Origin of the sequence: Amycolatopsis sp. NPDC051903 (assembly GCF_044452505.1) — a bacterium.
GTDB lineage: Bacteria > Actinomycetota > Actinomycetes > Mycobacteriales > Pseudonocardiaceae > Amycolatopsis.
In genome coordinates, this window is record NZ_JBITBT010000047.1 from 59,388 (window position 1) to 78,782 (window position 19,395).

At 71.2% G+C, this 19,395-nt stretch carries 16 protein-coding genes and 2 pseudogenes; 10 read left to right on the forward strand and 8 right to left on the reverse strand.

The window, feature by feature from the left end:
• Positions 1 to 38 precede the first annotated feature (38 nt).
• Both ACIA77_RS46275 and ACIA77_RS46280 read left to right on the forward strand, forming a co-directional pair.
• On the forward strand, positions 39 to 1,607 hold the full coding sequence (locus ACIA77_RS46275; protein ID WP_395892559.1) for a sensor histidine kinase: 1,569 nt from the start codon (positions 39 to 41) through the stop codon (positions 1,605 to 1,607).
• Positions 1,604 to 2,278 carry a response regulator gene (locus tag ACIA77_RS46280; RefSeq protein ID WP_395892560.1) on the forward strand — a complete coding sequence of 225 codons (675 nt, stop codon included), beginning with the start codon at positions 1,604 to 1,606 and terminating at the stop codon, positions 2,276 to 2,278. The genes ACIA77_RS46275 and ACIA77_RS46280 overlap by 4 nt, the downstream gene beginning before the upstream one ends.
• 15 nt (positions 2,279 to 2,293) lie before the next feature.
• Here ACIA77_RS46280 and ACIA77_RS46285 read toward each other — a convergent pair whose 3' ends face one another.
• Positions 2,294 to 3,436, reverse strand: a complete 1,143-nt coding sequence (locus ACIA77_RS46285; RefSeq protein ID WP_395892561.1) for an FAD-dependent monooxygenase — start codon at positions 3,434 to 3,436, stop codon at positions 2,294 to 2,296.
• A gap of 50 nt (positions 3,437 to 3,486) precedes the next feature.
• Between ACIA77_RS46285 and ACIA77_RS46290 the strand changes: the two genes are divergently transcribed.
• Complete coding sequence (locus tag ACIA77_RS46290) at positions 3,487 to 4,041, forward strand: TetR/AcrR family transcriptional regulator (protein ID WP_395892562.1); 555 nt, start codon at positions 3,487 to 3,489, stop codon at positions 4,039 to 4,041.
• Between the two features lie 19 nt (positions 4,042 to 4,060).
• Here the strand turns inward: ACIA77_RS46290 and ACIA77_RS46295 are convergent, their stop codons facing one another.
• The 4 genes from ACIA77_RS46295 to ACIA77_RS46310 form a co-directional block, all read right to left on the reverse strand.
• Entirely contained in the window at positions 4,061 to 4,852 is a 792-nt protein-coding gene (locus tag ACIA77_RS46295; protein ID WP_395892563.1) for an ABC transporter permease, read from the reverse strand.
• Positions 4,849 to 5,760 (reverse strand): ATP-binding cassette domain-containing protein, encoded by a 912-nt coding sequence (locus ACIA77_RS46300; RefSeq protein WP_395892564.1) that lies wholly within the window; start codon positions 5,758 to 5,760, stop codon positions 4,849 to 4,851. The genes ACIA77_RS46295 and ACIA77_RS46300 overlap by 4 nt, the downstream gene beginning before the upstream one ends.
• Before the next feature lie 102 nt (positions 5,761 to 5,862).
• Entirely contained in the window at positions 5,863 to 8,295 is a 2,433-nt protein-coding gene (gene hrpB / locus ACIA77_RS46305) for an ATP-dependent helicase HrpB (protein ID WP_395892565.1), read from the reverse strand.
• Positions 8,292 to 9,122: a glutamate ABC transporter substrate-binding protein gene (locus tag ACIA77_RS46310; protein WP_395892566.1), complete on the reverse strand. Its 831-nt coding sequence runs from the start codon at positions 9,120 to 9,122 to the stop codon at positions 8,292 to 8,294. Before ACIA77_RS46310 ends, hrpB begins: the two co-directional genes overlap by 4 nt.
• Positions 9,123 to 9,209: 87 nt before the next feature.
• Between ACIA77_RS46310 and ACIA77_RS46315 the strand changes: the two genes are divergently transcribed.
• The 4 genes from ACIA77_RS46315 (at position 9,210) to ACIA77_RS46330 (ending at position 13,910) form a co-directional block, all read left to right on the forward strand.
• Positions 9,210 to 9,749: a MauE/DoxX family redox-associated membrane protein gene (locus ACIA77_RS46315; protein WP_395892577.1), complete on the forward strand. Its 540-nt coding sequence runs from the start codon at positions 9,210 to 9,212 to the stop codon at positions 9,747 to 9,749.
• A gap of 2 nt (positions 9,750 to 9,751) precedes the next feature.
• Positions 9,752 to 10,552: a DsbA family protein gene (locus tag ACIA77_RS46320; protein WP_395892567.1), complete on the forward strand. Its 801-nt coding sequence runs from the start codon at positions 9,752 to 9,754 to the stop codon at positions 10,550 to 10,552.
• A gap of 166 nt (positions 10,553 to 10,718) precedes the next feature.
• The gene (locus ACIA77_RS46325; protein WP_395892568.1) at positions 10,719 to 12,563 is read left to right on the forward strand and encodes a glycoside hydrolase family 3 protein; all 1,845 of its coding nucleotides are present in this window, start codon (positions 10,719 to 10,721) and stop codon (positions 12,561 to 12,563) included.
• A 42-nt stretch (positions 12,564 to 12,605) separates the two neighbouring features.
• Positions 12,606 to 13,910 (forward strand): RICIN domain-containing protein, encoded by a 1,305-nt coding sequence (locus ACIA77_RS46330; protein ID WP_395892570.1) that lies wholly within the window; start codon positions 12,606 to 12,608, stop codon positions 13,908 to 13,910.
• 83 nt (positions 13,911 to 13,993) lie between these two features.
• Here ACIA77_RS46330 and ACIA77_RS46335 read toward each other — a convergent pair whose 3' ends face one another.
• From ACIA77_RS46335 to ACIA77_RS46345, 3 genes are all read right to left on the reverse strand, one after another.
• Complete coding sequence (locus tag ACIA77_RS46335; protein WP_395892571.1) at positions 13,994 to 14,356, reverse strand: hypothetical protein; 363 nt, start codon at positions 14,354 to 14,356, stop codon at positions 13,994 to 13,996.
• Positions 14,353 to 15,633 carry a PepSY-associated TM helix domain-containing protein gene (locus tag ACIA77_RS46340; protein ID WP_395892572.1) on the reverse strand — a complete coding sequence of 427 codons (1,281 nt, stop codon included), beginning with the start codon at positions 15,631 to 15,633 and terminating at the stop codon, positions 14,353 to 14,355. The genes ACIA77_RS46335 and ACIA77_RS46340 overlap by 4 nt, the downstream gene beginning before the upstream one ends.
• A 119-nt stretch (positions 15,634 to 15,752) precedes the next feature.
• Positions 15,753 to 16,586: an MBL fold metallo-hydrolase gene (locus ACIA77_RS46345; RefSeq protein WP_395892573.1), complete on the reverse strand. Its 834-nt coding sequence runs from the start codon at positions 16,584 to 16,586 to the stop codon at positions 15,753 to 15,755.
• Positions 16,587 to 16,767: 181 nt separating this feature from the next.
• Here ACIA77_RS46345 and ACIA77_RS46350 point away from each other — a divergent pair.
• The 3 genes and pseudogenes from ACIA77_RS46350 to ACIA77_RS46360 all read left to right on the forward strand — a co-directional run.
• Positions 16,768 to 17,478 (forward strand): annotated as a pseudogene (locus tag ACIA77_RS46350) (helix-turn-helix domain-containing protein); the annotation flags it as partial.
• Positions 17,479 to 17,722: 244 nt separating this feature from the next.
• Positions 17,723 to 19,159, forward strand: coding sequence for an IS110 family transposase (locus ACIA77_RS46355; RefSeq protein WP_239154050.1), 1,437 nt, complete (start codon positions 17,723 to 17,725; stop codon positions 19,157 to 19,159).
• A gap of 16 nt (positions 19,160 to 19,175) precedes the next feature.
• Positions 19,176 to 19,280: pseudogene (locus ACIA77_RS46360) on the forward strand (IS481 family transposase); the annotation flags it as partial.
• Positions 19,281 to 19,395: the final 115 nt, after the last annotated feature.

Consider the following 19,395-nt stretch of genomic DNA (forward strand, 5'->3'; position numbering starts at 1 on the left):
GTGGTGGCCGCCACGCGGGCCCTTGTAGCGTCAGCCGTATGAAGGAGGTGACCAGACGCAGGTGGCGCGTGGTGCTCGACGTCCTGCTCTGGCTCTTCCTCGGCCTCGTCGCGGCCACCGACGCCTCGAACAACCCCAACCCGTGGGAGATGATCTTCGGCCTGGCCGCGGTGACCGTGTCGGTGGCGGCGTGGCGGCGGCTGCCGATGGTGTCGCTGATCGTGACGGTGTGCACGGTCGTGGTGGTGGCGCTGGGCTGGGGCGGGCGCGTGGCCGTGTGGGAGGTCTTCCTCATGGTCACCATCGCCTACCTCACCGGGCTGCGGATGACGCAGGTGCGCGTCACCCTGCTCGTGTGCGGGGGCGTGGCGCTGGCCGGGCTGCCGGTCGCGTTGCTGATCCCGACGGCGGGCTTCGGCGCGTGGGCCGCGATGCTCGGGGTGATCGCGTTCGCCGCGGTCGCGCCGTGGCTGCTGGGCCGGCACGTGCGGCTGCGGCGGGAGCTCGCGCGCGCCGGCTGGCGCCGGGCGGAGGAGATGGAGAGCCGCCAGCGGCTCGTCGCCGACCAGGCGCGGCTGCGCGAGCGCGCGCGGATCGCCAGCGACATGCACGATTCGCTGGGCCACGAGCTGAGCCTGATCGCCGTGCGCGCGGCGGCGCTCGAGGTGGCCGGTGGCCTGGACGACGGGCAGCGTGCGGCGGCGGCCGAGCTGCGCGAGAGCGCGGCGACGGCGACCGAGCGGCTGCGCGAGATCATCGGCGTGCTCCGCGAGGACGCGGCGCCGGTCGAACCCGTGCAGGGTGACCTGGGGGAGCTGATCGAGCGGGCGCGGGCGTCGGGGCTGCTGATCGAGTCGCAGGTGGATGGTCTGGAGGCGGCGCCGCCGATGGTCGCGCGGGCGGCGTACCGCGTGCTGCAGGAAGCGCTGACGAACGTCGCCAAGCACGCGCCCGGGGCGGCGGTGACCGTGTGGGTGCTGAGCTCGGCCGAATCCACCGAACTGCGCGTGGTCAACGCCCCGCCGCCCGCCGGCCCGCTGCCGGGTGCGTCGGGCCGGCGCGGGTTGATCGGCCTGCGCGAGCGCGTCCGGCTGATCGGCGGGACGCTGCGGGCCGGGCCCGACGCGCGGGGCGGCTTCGAGCTCGTGGCGACGTTGCCGCACGACGCGGCGCCGGTGCCCGAGGGCGAGGCCGGCACCGACGAGGTGGGGCAGTCGGAGTCGGCGCGCGAGCTGGAGCTGGCGCGCCGCGACGTGCGGCGCAGCCTGGTGCAGGCCATCGTGATCCCGCTGGCGCTCTTCGGGGTGGTGATCGGCGGCAGCGGGGTGGCGTTCCTCGTGCAGTGGTACGGCTCGGAGGTGTCGATGGGGGCCTACGAGCAGATCGAGGTGGGGGACACGCGGCAGGCGATCGCCCCGCGCCTGCCTTCGCAGCAACGGCTGGCGAAACCGTCGAACGGTGAGCCGCCGCAGCCGGCGGGGACCACGTGCGAGTACTACGGGACGTCGCGCAGCTGGTGGAACGTGCGGTACGCGGCCATCCGGCTGTGCTTCGCGGGCGACCGGCTCGTGACCAAGGACATCTACAGCGAGGCCGAACAACCGTGATCCGCTTGCTGCTGGCCGACGACGAGACGATGATCCGCGCGGGCGTCGCGGCGATCCTGGCTTCCGACAAGGACATCTCGGTGGTCGCCGAAGCCGGCGACGGGCGCGAAGCCGTGGCACAGGCCCTGGCCACCCGCCCGGACGTCGCGCTGCTCGACATCCGCATGCCCGGGCTCGACGGCCTCGCCGCGGCTGAGGAGATTCGCCGCCTGCTGCCGGGCACGGGCGTGATCATGCTGACGACCTTCGGCGAGGACGACTACATCGAACGCGCGCTGGGCCTGGGCGCCAGCGGGTTCCTCCTCAAGGCCGGCGACCCGCGCGAGCTGCTGTCCGGCATCCACGCCGTCGCCGACGGCGCCGCGTTCCTGTCGCCGAAGGTCGCGTCGCGGGTCATCGCGCGCCTGTCCGGCGGCCGGCTGTCGCGGGGCGCGGCGGCCCGGGACCGCATCGCCGCCCTGACGGCCCGCGAACGCGAGGTGCTGACCCTGCTCGCCGCCGGACTGTCCAATGCGGACATCGCGAGCCGCATGTTCGTGGTCGAGGGCACGGTCAAGGCCCACGTCAGCACGATCCTCAACCGCCTGGGCGCGCGCAACCGCGTGCAGGCCGCCATCACGGCGTACGAGGCCGGGCTGGTCGGCGGCGACGAGGCGGCGGCCGGCGGTTGATCGCGGCGGGTGCGATCACGGCGTACGGGGCCGGGCCGGCCGGGGGAGCCGAGGCGGTGTCCAGCTGTTGATCCAGCTCTCCGCGTGGGCCATCGCGGACGCGGGGGCCAGGTGCAGCACCGCGGTGCGCAGGGCGCGCCCGACGGGGTTGCGCAGCAACGGGCCGGCGGAACCGGCGCGGACGGACGCGTGCCACACGCGCTGGCTGCGTGGACGGCGCTGCGCGTCGTAGCGGCGCAGGCCTTCGGTGACGTCGTCCGTCGCGGCCAGCGCGGCGGCGAGGACGACGGCGTCCTCGAGAGCCATGCAGCCGCCCTGGCCCAGGTACGGGGGCATGGCGTGCGCGGCGTCGCCGAGGAGGGCGAGGCGGCCGGAGGTGTAGGTGGGCAGCCGGGTGGCCAGCTGGTACAGGTCGTGGTGCAGGATCTCCGGCGTCGCCGAGATCAGCGTCGGCACGGGGGCGTGCCAGTCGCCGTAGCGGTCGAGCAGGTAGGCGCGCACGTCGTCGTGGCGGACGCCCTCCGGCCGCGCTTCGGCCACCCACCAGTACACGCGGCCGTCGTGTAGGGGCAGCACGCCGACCTCCGTCCCGCGGCCCCACGTGGTGCTCAGGCTCGCGCCGGGCAGTTCGGCGACGCCGCGGAAGGCGGTGCCGCGGCTGTAGGCCACCCGCGCCTGCGGGTACAGCGCCGTGCGGACCGGGCTGTGGATGCCGTCGGCCGCGACGACCAGGTCGGCGCGGATCGTGCCGGTCGCGTGCCGCACGAGCCCGTCCGGCGAGGCCGAAAGCACGTCGACGCCGGTGTGCAGGCTCGCTTCCGGCAGCGCGGCGCGCAACGCGTCGATCAGGTCCGCGCGGTGGATCGCGGTGAGCGGGAGACCGTAGCGGCGCACGTACGGGTCCATCGCCCACCGCGCGAGCTCGCGGCCGCGCGGGTCGCGCAGCGCGCCGTCGCGCTGCGGGGCCAGGGGCGCCTCGACACCCAGCTCGGCGAGCGCCCGCTGCGCGTTGGGCCAGATCGAGATCCCGGCGCCGATGCCGGCGAACTCCGCAGCCCGCTCGTAAACCGTCACCTGCCAGCCGGTGCGGTGCAGCCCGACCGCCGCGCTCAGTCCCCCGATGCCGCCGCCGATCACGACGGCGTGCCGTTGCTCCATGACCGCCTCCTCTACGTCTGTAGAGGACTCTACACCTGTAGAGTGAGCTCGTGGACAGGATTTCGGTGCTCGGCGACGCCGCGATCGAGGTCATCGCCGCCGAGGGCATGCGTGGGCTCACCCACCGGGCCGTCGACCGGGCCGCGGGCCTGCCCGCGGGTTCGACCTCGTACTACGCGCGCACGCGGCGCGCGTTGCTGGAGCTCGCGATGGCGCGGATGGTCGAGCTCGACGAGGCCGTGATCGACCCGGACGCGAAGGACCTCGCCGACGTCCTCGCCGCGACGGTCCACGCGGCCATCACCGCCGGCCGCAGCCGGATGCTGGCGCGCTACGAGTTCGCGCTCGAGGCCACGCGCCGCCCGGAGCTGCGCGCGGCCTACGACGAGGGCGGCCGCACCATCCGCGACCGCTGCGTCGAACTGCTCGCGGCTGCGGGCTCACCGCAGCCCGAACGGCACACGCGCGTGCTGCTCAACTGGCTCGACGGCTCGATCTTCGACGCCCTCGCGGGCGCCGGGTCGACAAATCCACCCGATCGGGTGGAGCTCGCCGACGGCGCCCGGGCCGTGCTCAAGGGCCTCGGTCTCCCCCTCACGCGGTGACGGGGAGACCGGAAACCCTTCAGGCGTCGCGCTTCTTCAGCACCGAAGTGCCGAGCAGCAGGCCGGCCGCCGCCCACACCAGGCAGATCAGCACGCCCACCAACGGCGAGTACGGCGCGATCCCGCCCATCATCGGGTTCGCCTCCCCACTGGGCACCATGCCGTTGATGCCCGCGAACGCCGGGAAGTAGTTCATGATCTCCGGCGCGACGTACGCCGTGAGCAGCATCGGCAACGGCAGCAGCAGCACCATCACCACCACGATCGTCCCGGCCGCGCTGCGCAGCGCGAACCCGATGCCCGCGCACAGCACGCCGAGCAGCGCGAAGTACGCGCCCATGCCCGCCGCCGCGGTGAAGCCCTGGCCGAACGTCGTCGTCGCGGCTCCGCTCGGCATCAGCGTCGCCGACAGCAGCATGCCCACCAGCGCGAGCACCACGCCGTACGCGAAGAGCACCGGCACGAGTACCGCCGCTTTCGCCGCGGTGACCCGTGAACGCACCGGAACCCACTGCAGCGTCGAGCGGATGCTGCCGCTCCCGTACTCGCTCGTGACGAACAGCGTCGCCGCCGCGAGCACGCAGAACTCCACGAGGTAGATCGAGCCGTTCACCACGATCGAGTGCGGTCCCTGCGGCGGATCGGTTTCCCCGAACCGCTGCGACAGCCCGGAAACCCCGCTGTACAGCAGCATCAGCAGGAAGCCACCGGACAGGCACCACCACGTCGCCCGCACCGACCAGAACTTCGTCCACTCCGACGCGACGGCGCCCGAAAACCCGCCGCCGGTGCGCACCTGTGTGGTCGTCATGCCGTCACCCCGTATTCCACCGACGACGCGGTCAGTTCCATGTATGCCTGCTCAAGCGAAGCCGTGCGCTCGCCGAGGCCGTGCAGCCGCACACCCAGCTGGTGCGCGAGGTCCCCGACCTGCGTGACGTCGGCGCCGGTCACGAGCAGCTCGTCGCCGTCGGCCTGCACGGATGCGCCCTGCGCCTGCAGGTGCCGCGCGAGCGTGTCGCGCTCGAGCGGCGTCGGCACGAGCACGGCGACCGAGCTGCGCGAGTTGCCGGCGATGAACTCGTCGATCGGCGCGTCGGCCAGCAGCTTGCCCTTGCCGATCACCACGAGGTGGTCGGCCGTCAGCTGCATCTCGCTCATGAGGTGGCTCGACACGAACACCGTGCGGCCCTCCTCGGCGAGGGAACGCATCAGCTGCCGCACCCAGCGCACGCCGTCGGGGTCGAGGCCGTTCACCGGCTCGTCGAACATCAGCACGCCGGGGTCGCCGAGCAGCGCGCCCGCGATCCCCAGCCGCTGCCCCATGCCGAGCGAGAACTGCCCGGCTCGTTTGCCCGCGACGTCGCTGAGCCCGACGGTGGCGAGCACCTCTTCGACGCGGGCCACCGGAATTCCGTTGCTGCGCGCCATCGCCGTGAGGTGGCGCGCGGCGCTGCGGCCCGGGTGCAGTGACTTGGCTTCGAGCAGCGCCCCCACTTCTCGCAGTGGGTGCTTCAGCGCGGCGTACGGTTTGCCGTTCACCAGCACGTCGCCGGCGGTGGGGTGGTCGAGGCCCACCGTCATGCGCATGGTCGTGGACTTGCCCGAGCCGTTCGGCCCGAGGAACCCCGTGACGCTGCCGGGTGCGACGACGCACGTGAGGCCGTCGACCACCGTTTTCTCCCCGTAGCGCTTCGTCAGTCCGCGAAGCGTGATCATGTGCCCTCCCTGGGTCGGATCCCTGGGCACTGAGTCTGCGTTCGCGCACCCGCCGCGGGCATCGGCCGTCCGGTCCGGCCGACCCCCGACTTTCGACGGGGGTCAGCGCTGCCGCCGGGTGGTGTGCCGCGTCGGGCTGACGGTGGCGGGGTCCTCCGGCCACGGGTGCTTGGGGTAGCGGCCGCGCAGGTCGGCGCGCACGGCGGCGTAACCCGTGCGCCAGAACGACTCCAGGTCGGCCGTCACGGCGGCGGGCCGGCCGGCGGGGGAGAGCAGGTGCAGCAGCACGGGGATGCGCCCGTCGGCCACCGTCGGGGTGGCGGTCCAGCCGAACGTCTCCTGCAGCTTCACCGCGAGCACGGGCTGGTCGCCGGTGTAGTCCACGCGGTACCGGGAACCGGACGGCACTTCGAGCCGATCGGGGGCCAGTTCGTCGAGCCGCGCGGCTTCGGGCCACGGCAGCAGGCCGCGCAGGGCGGCGCCGGCGTCGACGTTCGCGAGATCGGCGCGGCGGCGGGCGCGCGACAGGTCGAGCCAGCTGTCTACTTCGGACAGCAGAGTGTCCGCGTCGACCGCGGGCCACGGCGCGCCGAGCACGCGGTGCAGGAACGCCAGCCGCTCGCGCAGCCGGCGGCCGTCGTCGCTCCAGCGCAGCAGGCCGAGGCCCTCGGTGCGCAGGCCGGTGACCAGCGCGTCGTGGACGAGGTCCCGGGACGGGGAACGCAACGGGCGCTCGGCGAGCACGATCGCGCCGAGCCGGCGCACGTGCCGGGTCACCACGTCACCGTCCCACGCGACTTCGTCCACTTCGGACACCAAGGCGGGCGCCGCGCGCACGGCGAGGTGCTCGTCCGCGACAGCGGCGAGCCGGATCGTGCCCTGCGCGCGGCCCGGGTCGCGGGTGGCTTCGCCGACCGCGAGCCAGTCCGCGGCGCCGATCCCGCTGCCCGCGGGCAGTTCGGCCGCGGTACCGCCGGCCATGAGGTACACCGGCGCCGCGCCGCTGCGCCGCCGGGCGAGCCGCTCGGGGTGGGCCAGCGCGACGATCAGCGCCGCGTCGGGTTTTCCGGGCTGTGCCGGGGAATTCACCAGTCCCGCGAGCCGGCGCACCTCCCTTTTCCACCGCCGCGCCGCGTCGTCGGTGCCGCCGCGCAACCGGCGCAGCTCGGCCTCGACGTCGGTGAGCTGCGCCCCGGCGTCGAGCAGCGCCACGACTTCGGCGGCCGCGCGCGAGCCGACGGCTTCGGACCCGTCGAGCAACGCGCGGGCCAGCCGCGGGTGCAGGCCGAGGTCGGCCATGCGGCGCCCGCGCGGGGTGACGGTGCCGTCGGCGTCCGTCGCGCCGAGCGTGACCAGCAACGCGCGGGCGGCCGCGAGCGCGCCCTCACCCGGCGGGTCCCACCACGCCAGGCCGCTGCCGTCCGGAGTGGACCAGCAAGCGAGCTCCAGCGCGAACCGCGCCAGCTCGGCCGTGCGGATCTCGGGCTCGGGGTACGCGGGCAGCGTCGCCTGCTCGTGCTCCGGCCAGCAGCGGTACGCGCGGCCCGGCGCCTCGCGGCCCGCGCGGCCGGCGCGCTGCTCGGCCACGGCCGCGGACACCCGCACCGTCGCGAGCCCGGCCAGCCCGCGGCGGTGGTCGACGCGCGGCACCCGGGCGAGCCCGGAGTCCACGACGGCGCGCACCCCCGGCACCGTCAGGCTCGACTCCGCGACGGCCGTCGCCAGGACGACCCGGCGCCGTTCGCGGGGCCGCAGCGCTTCGTCCTGGCGGGCCGCGCTGAGCCGGCCGTGCAGGGGCAGCACGTCGGCGTCGAGTGAACCCAGCAACGCCGTCGTGCGCGCGATCTCCCCGGCACCGGGCAGGAACGCGAGCACGTCACCGTCGCCTTCGGACAGTGCGATCCGGACCGCCGCGGCCACGCTCTGCTCGACGCGCGCGCCGCGAGCGGGCGCGCGGTAGGCGAGCTCGACGGGGTACGTGCGGGCGTGCGCGGTCACGACGGGTGCGGCGCCGAGCAGTTCGGCGAGCCGGCCGGACGCGACGGTCGCCGACGTCGCGAGCAGCCGCAGGTCCTCGCGCAGGCCCGCGCGCACGTCGAGCAGCAGCGCCAGCAGCAGGTCGGCGTCGAGGTGGCGTTCGTGGCACTCGTCGAGCAGCACCGTCGACACCCCGGTGAGCTCGGGGTCGTTCTGCACGCGCCGCACCAGCAGACCCGACGTGACGACCTCGATCCGCGTGCGCGCCGACACCTTCCGGTCACCGCGCACCGAGTAGCCGACGGTTTCGCCCACCGGTTCACCCAGCAGGGTGGCCATGCGCGCGGCCGCCGCGCGGGCAGCGAGGCGCCGCGGTTCGGCGACCACGACGCGACCGCCGCCGTGCTCCAGAGCGAGCGGCACGAGCGTCGTCTTGCCGGTGCCGGGCGGCGCGACGAGGACGGCGGTGCCGTGGTCCGCCAAAGCGGCCAGCACATCGGGCAGGACCGCGCGGACCGGGAGGTCGGGCAGGTTTTCCAGTTTTTCCAGTGCTGTCACTGCTCGGTGATCTCCGGCGGTTTCGGCAGCGGGTAGTCCGACGGGCCGATGTTGGTCTGCAGCGACCTGAGCCACTCGCCGCTGGAGACCATCTTGCGGATCGCGTCGTCCACGGCGTGCTGGCCTTCGGTGTCGCCCTTGCGCAGACCGACGCCGTAGCGCTCGGTCGAGAACGGGTGCCCGACCACGCGCAGCAGTTCGGGATCCTGGGCGACGTAGCCGGCGAGGATCACCGCGTCGGTGGTCACGGCGTCGACCTGCCCGGCGAGCAGGGCCGTGACGCAGTCGGGGTAACGCGGGTACTCGACCAGCTGCACGGCCTGCGCGAACTTGTCGCGCACCTGCTGGGCGGGCGTGGAACCGGTCACGGAGCACAGCCGCCGCCCGTTGAGGCTCTCGGGGCCGGTGATGTCCGGCGAGGTGAGCCGCACCAGCAGGTCCTGGCCGGTGACGAAGTAGGGGCCGGCGAACGACACCTGCTGCTTGCGCTTGTCCGTGATCGAATACGTGGCCACCACGAGGTCGACGCCGCCCGAGGACAGGTCCGTTTCGCGCGTGGCCGGTGTGGTCTCGTGCCACGTGATGTGGGCCGCGTCCATGCCGAGTTCGTTCGCGACGAACTTGGCGACGTCGACGTCGAAGCCGGTGAAGCGGCCGTCGATCGTGCGCTGCGAGAGCCCGGGTGCGTCGAAGCGGATCCCGATCGTGAGGTGGTCACCGTCACGCGCGCGTTTCACGAGCGAATCCGACGGTGTGACCGTTCCCGAACCGCACGCCACGCACGTGACCAGCAGCAACAGGGCGGCGAACACCGCGCGAGCCCGCATGTCCCCTCCTGTCGCCGGGTGTTGACAACTCACGAAGTTCTCAGGTCCGGCGGCTAGCCTAGGCGTGTGCGACGACTGTCCCAACCCGTGCTCGACACCATCGGCACGCTGGCCCGGCTCGGGCTCGCGGCCGTGTGGCTCGTTTCGGGTGCCGTCAAACTGGCCGACCCGGGGCAGACGTTCATCGCCGTGAAGGCCTACGACCTGCTGCCGCCGGACCTGATCCGGCCGGTCGCCACCGCGTTGCCGCTGGTCGAGCTGGTGCTCGGCCTGTTGCTGCTGTTCGGGCTGGCCACGCGCTGGGTCGCGGCCGCGGCGCTGGTGCTGCTGGCCGTGCTCGTGGCCGGCATCGCCCAGTCGTGGGCGCGCGGGCTGAGCATCGACTGCGGCTGCTTCGGCGGCGGTGGGCAGGTGGCCGCCGGCCAGACCGCGTACCCGCAGGAGATCTTGCGGGACACCGGGTTCGCCCTGCTGGCCGTCTGGCTGCTGGTGCGCCCGCGCACGCTGTTCTCGGTCGACGGCTGGCTCGGCTGGGGCCGGCGGAGCACGACGGACGACACCACCGCGGGGCCCGGGAGCTCCGCGCCGCTCGCGCACCGGGCGAGCATCGCTGAAGGGAAAGAGTGACCGTGGGTGAAGCAGCGCGGAAGCGCCAGCGTCAGGCGCAGGCCGCGAAGTCGGTGGCACAGGCGCGGGGCGCCGCGAGCGACCGCAACAAGATCATCGCCGTCGTGGTGGCGGTCGTGGTGGTCGCGGCCGTCGTGATCGGCGGCGTCGTGTGGATCAACTCGAGCAAGAACTCGACCCAGGACACGGCCATCCAGCCGGGAACGACGTCGCAGCTCGGCCCGGGCGTGGTGGAGAAGCTCGACGGCGTCGTGGTCTCCGTCGGCAAGCCCGGCGCACCGAAGACGATCGACCTCTACGCCGACTTCCTGTGCCCGTACTGCAAGCAGCTGCAGGACACCTACGGCCCGAAGATGGAGCAGGCGATCAACAACGGCCAGCTGACCGTGCGGTACCACATGGTCACCCTGCTCAACGAGAACTCCGACCCGCCGGGCTACTCGCTCGACTCGGCCAACGCGGCGCTCGCCGCGGCCGGTTCGCAGAAGTTCACCGCGTTCCACGACGCGCTGTTCAAGAACCAGCCGGAAGAGGGCGGGCGCGGCTACGACAAGGCGCAGCTGATCAAGCTCGGCCACGACCTCGGCATCACCGACCCGAAGTTCGACCAGACGGTGGACAACGGCACGTACAACGCGCAGATCCAGGCCGCGTTCCAGCAGACGGAGAACGACCCGAACCTGGCCCAGGACTTCCCGAACGGGCAGCACGGCTTCGGCACGCCGACCGTCGCGGTCAACGGCAAGGCCATCTCGACCTCCGGCGACTGGCTGTCGGGCGTGCTGAACGGCACGCAGAGCTGACCGCCTGATCTCTTCGCCACAACCGCCCCTGAGCTCGCAACGCTCAGGGGGCGGTTTCGCGATCCCGGTGACCGGTACCCGGTTTGTCCGTGAGGTCTGGACCACTTAATCGAACTGTGTATTAATTCAAGGCGTGAAGTTTGGTGGCTCGACGAGGAGAAACCGGATGCGCGTCGGTCGTTCGATCACGCTCGGGGTGCTGGCCGCGGCGCTCGCGGTGAGCGCGCACACGCCCGCACTCGCCGGGAACAGCCCGGCCTACCAGGATCCGCACCGGCCCGTGGCGGTGCGCGTCGCGGATCTGCTGAAGCGCATGAGTCTCGACGACAAGCTCGGGCAGATGATGCAGGCCGAGCGCCTCGGCGTGCAGTCGCCGGCGGACGTGACGAACGCGCGGCTCGGGTCGTTGCTGTCGGGTGGCAGCTCGCAGCCGACGCCGAACACGCCGCAGACCTGGGCCGACATGTACGACGGGTTCCAGAAGGCGGCGCTGGCGACGCCACTGGGCATCCCGCTCCTCTACGGCGTCGACGCGGTGCACGGCCACAACGGCGTGTACGGCGCGACCGTGTTCCCGCACAACATCGGGCTCGGCGCGTCGCGGGATCCGAAGCTGGTGGAGAAGATCGGGCGCGCCACGGCCGAAGAGGTGTCCGGCACGGGCATCGACTGGGACTTCGCGCCGTGCCTGTGCGTCGCGCGCAACGATCGGTGGGGGCGCACGTACGAGTCGTTCGGCGAGGTGCCGCAGCTGGCCACGGAGATGACGTCGATCATCACCGGTCTGCAGGGGCATTCACTCGGTGGCCCGGCGTCCGTGCTGGCGACGGCCAAGCACTACGTCGGCGACGGCGGCACGACCGGCGGAGTCAACGAGGGCAACACTCAGCTCAGCGAGCAGGAGCTGCGCGCGATCCACCTGCCGCCGTTCAAGGAGGCGGTGAAGCGCGGCGTCGGCTCGGTGATGGTGAGCTACTCGAGCTGGAACGACGTCAAGCTGCACGCCAACAAGTACCTCGTCACCGACGTTCTGAAGAAGGAACTCGGTTTCGACGGCATCGTCGTGTCGGACTACAACGGCGTCGACAAGATCGACGGGCAGACCGGCTTCACGCCCGACGAGGTCGAGGCGTCGATCAACGCCGGCATCGACATGGTGATGGTGCCCTACGACTGGCAGAAGTTCATCGACACCCTGCGCACCCTCGTGCAGCAGGGCAAGGTGCCGATGTCGCGCATCGACGACGCGAACCGCCGCATCCTCACGAAGAAGTTCGAGCTCGGCCTCTTCGAGCACCCGCTCACCGACCGCCGGTACCTCTCGGCCATCGGCAGCCAGGCCCACCGCGACCTGGCGCGCCAGGCCGTGCGGGAATCGCAGGTGCTGCTGAAGAACTCGAACGACGTGCTGCCGCTCGACAAGAGCCGCAACAAGATCTTCGTCGCCGGCAAGAGCGCCGACGACATCGGCAACCAGGCCGGCGGCTGGACCGTCGGCTGGCAGGGCACGTCGGGACCGGTGATCCCGGGCACGACGATCTTGCAAGGCATCGAGAACACGGTGAAGAGCTCGTCGACCGTCACGTTCAGCAAGGACGGCAGCGGCATCGACAAGTCCTACGACGTGGCCGTCGCCGTGGTGGGGGAGACGCCGTATGCGGAGACCAAGGGCGACCGGCCGGGGGACCTGGGACTGGACGCCACGGACCTCGCGACGTTGCAGAAGCTGCACGACGCGGGTGTGCCGACGGTGGTCGTGCTCGTGTCGGGGCGGCCGCTGGACATCGCGAAGCAGCTGCCGGATTGGGCCGGCCTGATCGAATCGTGGCTGCCGGGCAGCGAAGGCCAGGGCGTGGCCGACGTGCTCTTCGGCGACTACAACCCGACCGGCAAGCTGCCGGTCACCTGGATGCGCAGCGCCGACCAGCAGCCGATCAACGTCGGTGACGGGAAGCCCGCGCTGTTCCCCTTCGGCTACGGGCTGCGGTACCAGCACCGCGGCTCGTGGTGATCCACCCTTCCCGCTCTCCCCACCCCCACCGGAAGGATCTCCATGTCCGCCAACCGACGCCGGTTCAGGCTGGCCGGGAAAGCGCTGGCGTTCTTCGCCGCGTGCCTCGGCCTCGCCTACGGTTCCCCGGCGCTGACCTCACCCGCCGCGGCGGCCACGCCGTTCAAGGTGCTCGCGTTCTACAGCGGCACGTACGACGCCGCGCACATCAGCTTCGAAAACGAAGCGCGCCCGTGGTTCCAGCAGCAGGCGGCGGCCAACGGCTACACGTTCACGGCCACCACCAACTGGAACCAGCTCACGTCGCTCACCACCTCGCAGGCCCAGGTCGTGATGTTCCTCGACGACCAGCCGCAGTCGCAGGCGCAATTCCAGGGTTTCCAGCGGTACATGGACTCGGGCGGCGCGTTCTTCGGGTTCCACGTGACGGCGTACAACGACAACACGACGCCGTCGTATGCGAACTGGTTCCACAACGACTTCCTCGGCACCGGCCGGTTCGTGTCCAACTCGTGGGGCCCGACCGGGGAGACGCTGAAGATCGAGAATCGCACGCACCCGTCGACGGTGAACCTGCCGGCGACGATCCAGTCGTCGGTGAGCGAGTGGTACTCCTGGCAGAACGACCTGCGGCAGAACCCGAACATCTCGATCCTGGCCTCGCTCGACCCGTCGACGTTCCCCGTGGGCGACGACCCGTCGCAGACGTGGTACAGCGGGTACTACCCGATCATGTGGACGAACAAGAACTACAAGATGTTGTACGCGAACTTCGGCCACAACAAGATGAACTACGACACGAACACGGCGCTGTCGTCGACGTTCGCGAGCCCCGACCAGAACCGCTTCGTGCTCGACGGCCTGCGCTGGCTGGGCGGCGCGACCGGGGACAGCGGCAACCCGCCGCCGTCCGGCGGGATCTCGCCCACCGCGTGGTACCCGGTGGTGAACAAGGCCAACGGCAAGTGCGTCGACGCGCGCGCCGCGGGCACGGCCAACGGCACGGTGATCCAGCAGTACACCTGCAACGCCACCAACGCCCAGCAGTTCCAGTTCCAGCCGACGAGCGACGGTTACGTCCGGATCAACAACCGCGGCAACGCGGCCGAGGTCATCGACGTGACCGATGTGTCCACCGCGGACAACGCCGGTCTGCAGCTGTGGTCCTACAGCGGCGGCGGCAACCAGCAGTGGCAGCCGGTGTCCGAAGGCAGCGGGTACTACCACTTCGTCGCTCAGCACAGCGGCAAGTGCCTGACGGTGCCCGGTTCGTCCACTGCGGACAGCACCCAGCTGGTGCAGGCCACGTGCAACGGCGGTGCGGCGCAGTCGTTCCACGTCGCGTGACCCGCGTCGGGTCGCCTTGACGCGGCGGCGGACCCGGCCCGGGAGGCCGCCTCGGGGTTTCGCCCCGGGGCGGCCTTCTCTCGTCAAGCGGGCCGCCAGGTCGTCTGCGCGCGGACGATGACCACCGCCAGTGCCAGCAGTGCGACAGCCAGGACGACGGCGGCTTCCCTGCGGTCACCGTCGCGGGCGGTCCAGGCCGTCGCGGCGGGGAGGACGACCAGCGACGTCGCGAGGTAGGCGACGTGCGTGGCCGGTTCGCGGGGGTGGGCGCCGGTGACCAGGCCGACGACGTCGGCGACGGCCTGCACCACCAGCACGAGCTCGAAGACGGCGAGCGCGGGCAGCACGCGCGTGCGGCGGTAGCGGCCGGCGAGCCCGGTGCCGAGCACGACGAGCCCGCCGGCCACGCACACCACCGTGGTGGTGAAGGCGAGGGGCTCGATCACGTCGCCGCCGGCCGGCGCGCCTCGCGGGCACGGCGACGGCGGCGGTTCGAACCGGTGCGGAACAACCGGGTGGACAGGCCTGTGAGCATCAGCGCCAGCGGCGTCAAGCCGAGGACGAACCACGCGATCCGCCACCAGCCGTTCACGAGCCAGCCGAAGTGGGCCGGTTCGAACACCTTGTCGTAGAACGAGTTCGGGCCCGGCTCGGGCCGGGCGTCCACATCGGACACGTGGGTGGGGTCGTGGCTGTCGACGTACACGGTGTGGTCGCCGCCGAAGAAGGCGCGGGCGCCGTAGGGCTGGTAACCCGCGCTCGCGATGGAGACGGTGTAGTAGCCGTCCTGCGGTGTGACCAGGTATCGGACTTCGCCGGGTGTTTTCGCCAGCGCCGCCTTCGCGGCCTGGTCGATGCCGATCTCGGGCATGCCGGGTGCCGCGGCGTTCGCGGTGAACGAGTACTTCTGCGGATCGGTCGGCGCACCACCCGTGATGGCGAGCCACGCGTCCTTCACCGGCGGCAGGGAGAACGCGGCGCCCGTGACACCCCACATCAGCACGAACGGGACGGTGACGATGCCGATCACGTTGTGCAGGTCGTAATCCCGCGCGAAGCGGCCTTTGCCCGTGCGGACGCGGAAGCCGCGGGAGAAACGCCTGAACCCGGGCCACCACACGATGACGCCGGTGACAGCCAGCACCACCATGAGCAAACCGAGCACCACCAGCAGCAGCAAACCCCAGTTCGTGCCCGCCGGCCACGCGAACCCGATCGATGGCACCGGCTTGGCCAGCCACGACACGTAACCCGGGTAGGACTCGCAGGTGAGGCCGCAGTCGTGGACGTTCGCGAGGAAACCCATCACGCCTTCCTCGAGGTGCGCACTGCCGTTGATGTGCCCGGTCCCGGGATCGACGGAGTACGCCACCGCGTAGGCGGGGTCACCGACGGCGATGACGCCCCCGTCGCTGCTCACCCACGCGGGCGTGAACTCGGGGTGCGCGGCGGCGACGGTGTCGCGCGCCTGCTCCAGGCTGACGGGGTGCTCGCTGGGCGTGTGGCGGTAGAAGCCGCCGTGCGTCGCGCGGAAGTAGTCGGCGTTGTACAGCAGGATCGCGCCCGACGTCGTCTCGATCACCAGGAACAGCCCCAGGACCAGGGACGTCCACCGGTGCGTCACCACCAGCGCTCGCCGCACCGGCTTGCGCCGGAGCCACCGCCGGACCCGTCCTTTCCGCGCGGGCGCCGGCTCGGCGCGGGCCAACTCCTCGGTGCTCATCGGCTTCCCCCTCGATCGAGTGATCGAAGTGAGGTTAGCCTTGCTTAACTATCCCGTAAAGGGGACATACGTCTCACGCCGCCGGTGCGGCTCGGGGTGAAGACGACAAAACCGGCTCGCTAGCCGGGTGTTCCGCCGCGCTCGCTTCGCTGGGCGAGGTGCTGGAGCTGGCGTTCGTGCACGCCGGGCAGCCAATCCTGGCCGAACGTGGCGGCTGGGCCGAGCCGCGGGTCGCTGGGCACGTGGCCGTCACGCAGGGCCCGCACGTACGCCCGATCCTGGTCGATCCGGGCGGCGACCTGATCGGCTCCGCCGACTGACCCGTGGCCGGGGACGACGACTTCGACGTCGCCCACCACGTCCTCGAACAGCTGCAGCGCGGCGAGGTAGTTCTCGACCGGGTCAGCGGTGCCCATCAGGTCGAGCATCGGGATCAGGACGTCGGAAAGCATGTCGCCCGCGACGAGCACCCCGCGTTCCTCGATCACCAGAGCCGCGTGCCCCGGGGCGTGCGCTTGGTGCTCGACGATCCGGATTCGCGGGCCGTCCCACGGAATCTGCGCCGCGTCGGCGGGCAGGCCGGTGATCCGGCCGAGCAGCTCCAGCGGTACCTCGTCGACGATGTCCGGCGGGATCAGCTGGGCGACGCGGGCCTTCGCGCCCGGGTCCGACAGCCGAGCCCGCGCAGTCGCCGCGCAGTGCGCCGTGCCGTACCGGGGCGCGGTGCCGAGCCCCGCGTCCCAGAGGAGGTGATCCCAGTGCGGGTGCGTCGAAAACCCGGCCACCACGGGCTGGCCCAAGTCGCGAAGGTCGTTCGCGAGGCAGGCCAGCTCGGAGCCACGCACCCCGGGGTCGATGAGCAGCACGCCGGATCGCCCTTGCACGACAACGGCGTTGCTCTGGCAGAACTCGCTCTCGTGGATCAGCACACCCTCCGCGACCTGCTTCAGCACAGGGGCCCCTTCCGCTTGCGGTTCGCCACCGCTCGCCGAAACGGTAGTACGCGGTGGTGCTGGATGTTCTGTCTGGGGAGGTTGCGATTGTGGCGACACGTGATCGGATGATCTTGGTGTGAGGGAGGGTCTCCGGGTTCGGTGTGGATTGCGACGTCTACACCGACCGACGAAGGCCCTCGTGACTCACGCTAACGCACCCCTGACCCCGACCGGGAGATTGCGCCTGGCCCGTTGTGTCGTGGACGAGGAGTGACCGTTGCGGCGGGCCGCGGAGCGGTTCCGGGTGTCGGTGTCCACGGCCGCGCGGTGGGCCGGCCGCTACCGCGATCACGGTGTCGCGGGGATGGTGGATCGGTCATCGCGCCCGCTCACCAGCCCGAACCGGACACCGACCCGCACCGAGCGGCGGGTGATCAAGGTCCGGCTCGCTCGCCGGTGGGGCCCGGCCCGGATCGGCTACCTGCTGGGTCTTCACCCGTCGACGGTGCATCGGATCCTGACGCGCTACCAGCTCGCCCGGCTGGCTCACCTGGATCGAGCCACCGGCCGGCCGGTTCGCCGCTACGAGCACGCCGCACCCGGTGACCTGGTGCATGTCGACATCAAAAAGCTGGGCAACATCCCCGACGGCGGTGGCCACAAGATTCATGGCCGCCTCATCGGCAGCCGTCATCGCGGCGCCCACCGCGACGAGGCCCGGCCTCGCGTCCTGAGCAACCGCCCGAACCTGGGCTACAGCTACCTGCACAACGCCGTCGACGATCACAGCAGACTTGCCTACACCGAGATCCTGCCCGATGAAACCAAGGAAACCGCGGCCGCGTTCTGGACCCGAGCGCACGCGTTCTTCACCAGCTGCGGCATCACCGTCCAGCGGGTCTTGACCGACATTCAAGCTTGGTGGAGTCCTTCGGAGGCTCGCTTGGCACGGCCGGCCTTGTGAGAATCCGGGGGTGCCGGCGCCCGCTTGCCACCGCTGCTTGACCGATTGGGGCTTTTGTGCCTCTTGCCTGTTGATCGTGGGGCAAGCGGGATCATCGCCGGGTGGCGCGTCCTATTAGGAACCCGGTGACCACGACGTTGAGCGTGGATCCCTGTTAGCGAATGTCTGGAACGTGCGCCACCCGCAACCGATGATCACGCTGGTCAACGCAGTCATCGTGGATGGGAGAGGCAGAACATTGCGGGTTTCGCTGGGGATTGACGTGGCATGTCGGGCAGCGCACCAGGCCAGCCTGGCCGACGAACGCGGCACCATCCTGTGGTCAGGCCGGAAGTTCCGCACCACGGTGACGGATCTGGACCGCCTGTGGGCCATGCTGCCCGCCGACGCGTCCACGATCACCGTGATCATGGAGCCAACGCGGAACGCCTGGGTGCCGCTGGCCGCATGGTTTCGCCGCCACGGCGCGACCGTGGTGATGGTGCCCCCGGAACAGTCGGCGGACCTGCGCGCTTACTACGCCAAACACACCAAGTCCGACCGGCTGGACTCCAAGATCCTGGCTCGACTTCCGCTGTTGCACCCCGACGGCCTGCACGCGGCTGCGGGGCTTGGCCCGGGAGAGCCTCTGCGCCGCGCGGTCAAGTTGCGTTCCAATCTGGTCAAACGCCGCACCAGCGTGCTGGCCAGGCTCGACGCGCTGCTGGAGATCCTGAGCCCCGCCTGGCACGCCGCGCTGGGTGCTGACCTGGCCAACAAGACTCCGTTGCAGTTCCTGGCCCACTACGCCGACCCACACCAGGTCCTCCGGCTGGGCCGGGCGCGACTGGGCCGGTTTCTCCACCGACACTCCCGCGGAGCCTGGGGCGAGGACCAGGCCGACCGCCTCATCGCTGCTGCCCGCGAGACCTTCGCACTCTGGACCGAAGATGGACTGGAGTTCTCCGATCTTGCCGAGGACATCGCCATCGAGGCCCGGCTGGCCCTGCGCCTGAACGAGGAGATCAAAGACCTCGACGACCGCATCGCGGTCCTGCTGGCCAAAGCCGACCCGACCGGAATCCTGCGCTCGGTTCCCGGAGTCGGTCATGTCCTGGCCGCGCAAATCCTCGGTCGCTTGGGAGACCCCTCCCGGTTCGCCTCGCTGGCCGCCGTCCGCTCCTACTCCGGGCTGGTCCCTGACCTGGACTCCTCCGGCCAGTCCAGCCGCCACGGCGCCCCGACCAAATCCGGTGACGCGTGCCTGCGCGAAGCGCTATTCATGGCCGCCAACACCGCCCGACGCACTGATCCCAGCCTTGCCGCCAAATATCACCGGCTGATGACCACTGCGGGCAAGCATCACAACTCCGCGCTCTGCCACATCGCGACCACGCTGCTGACCCGGATCGCTGCCTGCTGGCGTCGAGGCGAGCGCTACCAACTCACCGGCCCCGACGGCCGCCCCATCACCATCCCGGACGCCCGCCGGCTGGTCATCCAGCACTACACCGTTCCCGCCGAGCTGCGTGCCGCCCGACGCGCGGTCCACCAGCAGCAAAGGACGGGCCGACGAATCAAGGAGTCGCACAGCGCTCCGGCGAACGGCCCGTCCATCAACCACTCTACGACTCAACTCACCGCTTGACATCCGTTAGGAACTCAACGGATCCTGCTACCGCTCATGCCTGTGGCGCGACACGCTGCGCGACGCGGAGATCATCCACAAACGCACCCGGCCCTACCGGCCTCAAACCAACGGGAAAGTCTGTGAAGACTTGGGCTTGGCGCTGCATCGGGCCCGGTCTGACCCCGGTCAAAGTGTGACCATGGTGTCCTACGTTCGATGTGTCGACTGGTTCTGGTGCAGCGTCGTGCGGGCAC

Bases quoted from the DNA above. Each gene is read 5' to 3' on its own strand.
- ACIA77_RS46310 (WP_395892566.1), bottom strand. From the start codon at position 9,122: ATGCGGGCTCGCGCGGTGTTCGCCGCCCTGTTGCTGCTGGTCACGTGC.
- ACIA77_RS46275 (WP_395892559.1), top strand. From the start codon at position 39: ATGAAGGAGGTGACCAGACGCAGGTGGCGCGTGGTGCTCGACGTCCTG.
- ACIA77_RS46340 (WP_395892572.1), bottom strand. From the start codon at position 15,633: ATGAGCACCGAGGAGTTGGCCCGCGCCGAGCCGGCGCCCGCGCGGAAA.
- ACIA77_RS46325 (WP_395892568.1), top strand. From the start codon at position 10,719: ATGCGCGTCGGTCGTTCGATCACGCTCGGGGTGCTGGCCGCGGCGCTC.
- ACIA77_RS46330 (WP_395892570.1), top strand. From the start codon at position 12,606: ATGTCCGCCAACCGACGCCGGTTCAGGCTGGCCGGGAAAGCGCTGGCG.
- ACIA77_RS46355 (WP_239154050.1), top strand. From the start codon at position 17,723: ATGATCACGCTGGTCAACGCAGTCATCGTGGATGGGAGAGGCAGAACA.
- ACIA77_RS46300 (WP_395892564.1), bottom strand. From the start codon at position 5,760: ATGATCACGCTTCGCGGACTGACGAAGCGCTACGGGGAGAAAACGGTG.
- ACIA77_RS46285 (WP_395892561.1), bottom strand. From the start codon at position 3,436: ATGGAGCAACGGCACGCCGTCGTGATCGGCGGCGGCATCGGGGGACTG.
- ACIA77_RS46295 (WP_395892563.1), bottom strand. From the start codon at position 4,852: ATGACGACCACACAGGTGCGCACCGGCGGCGGGTTTTCGGGCGCCGTC.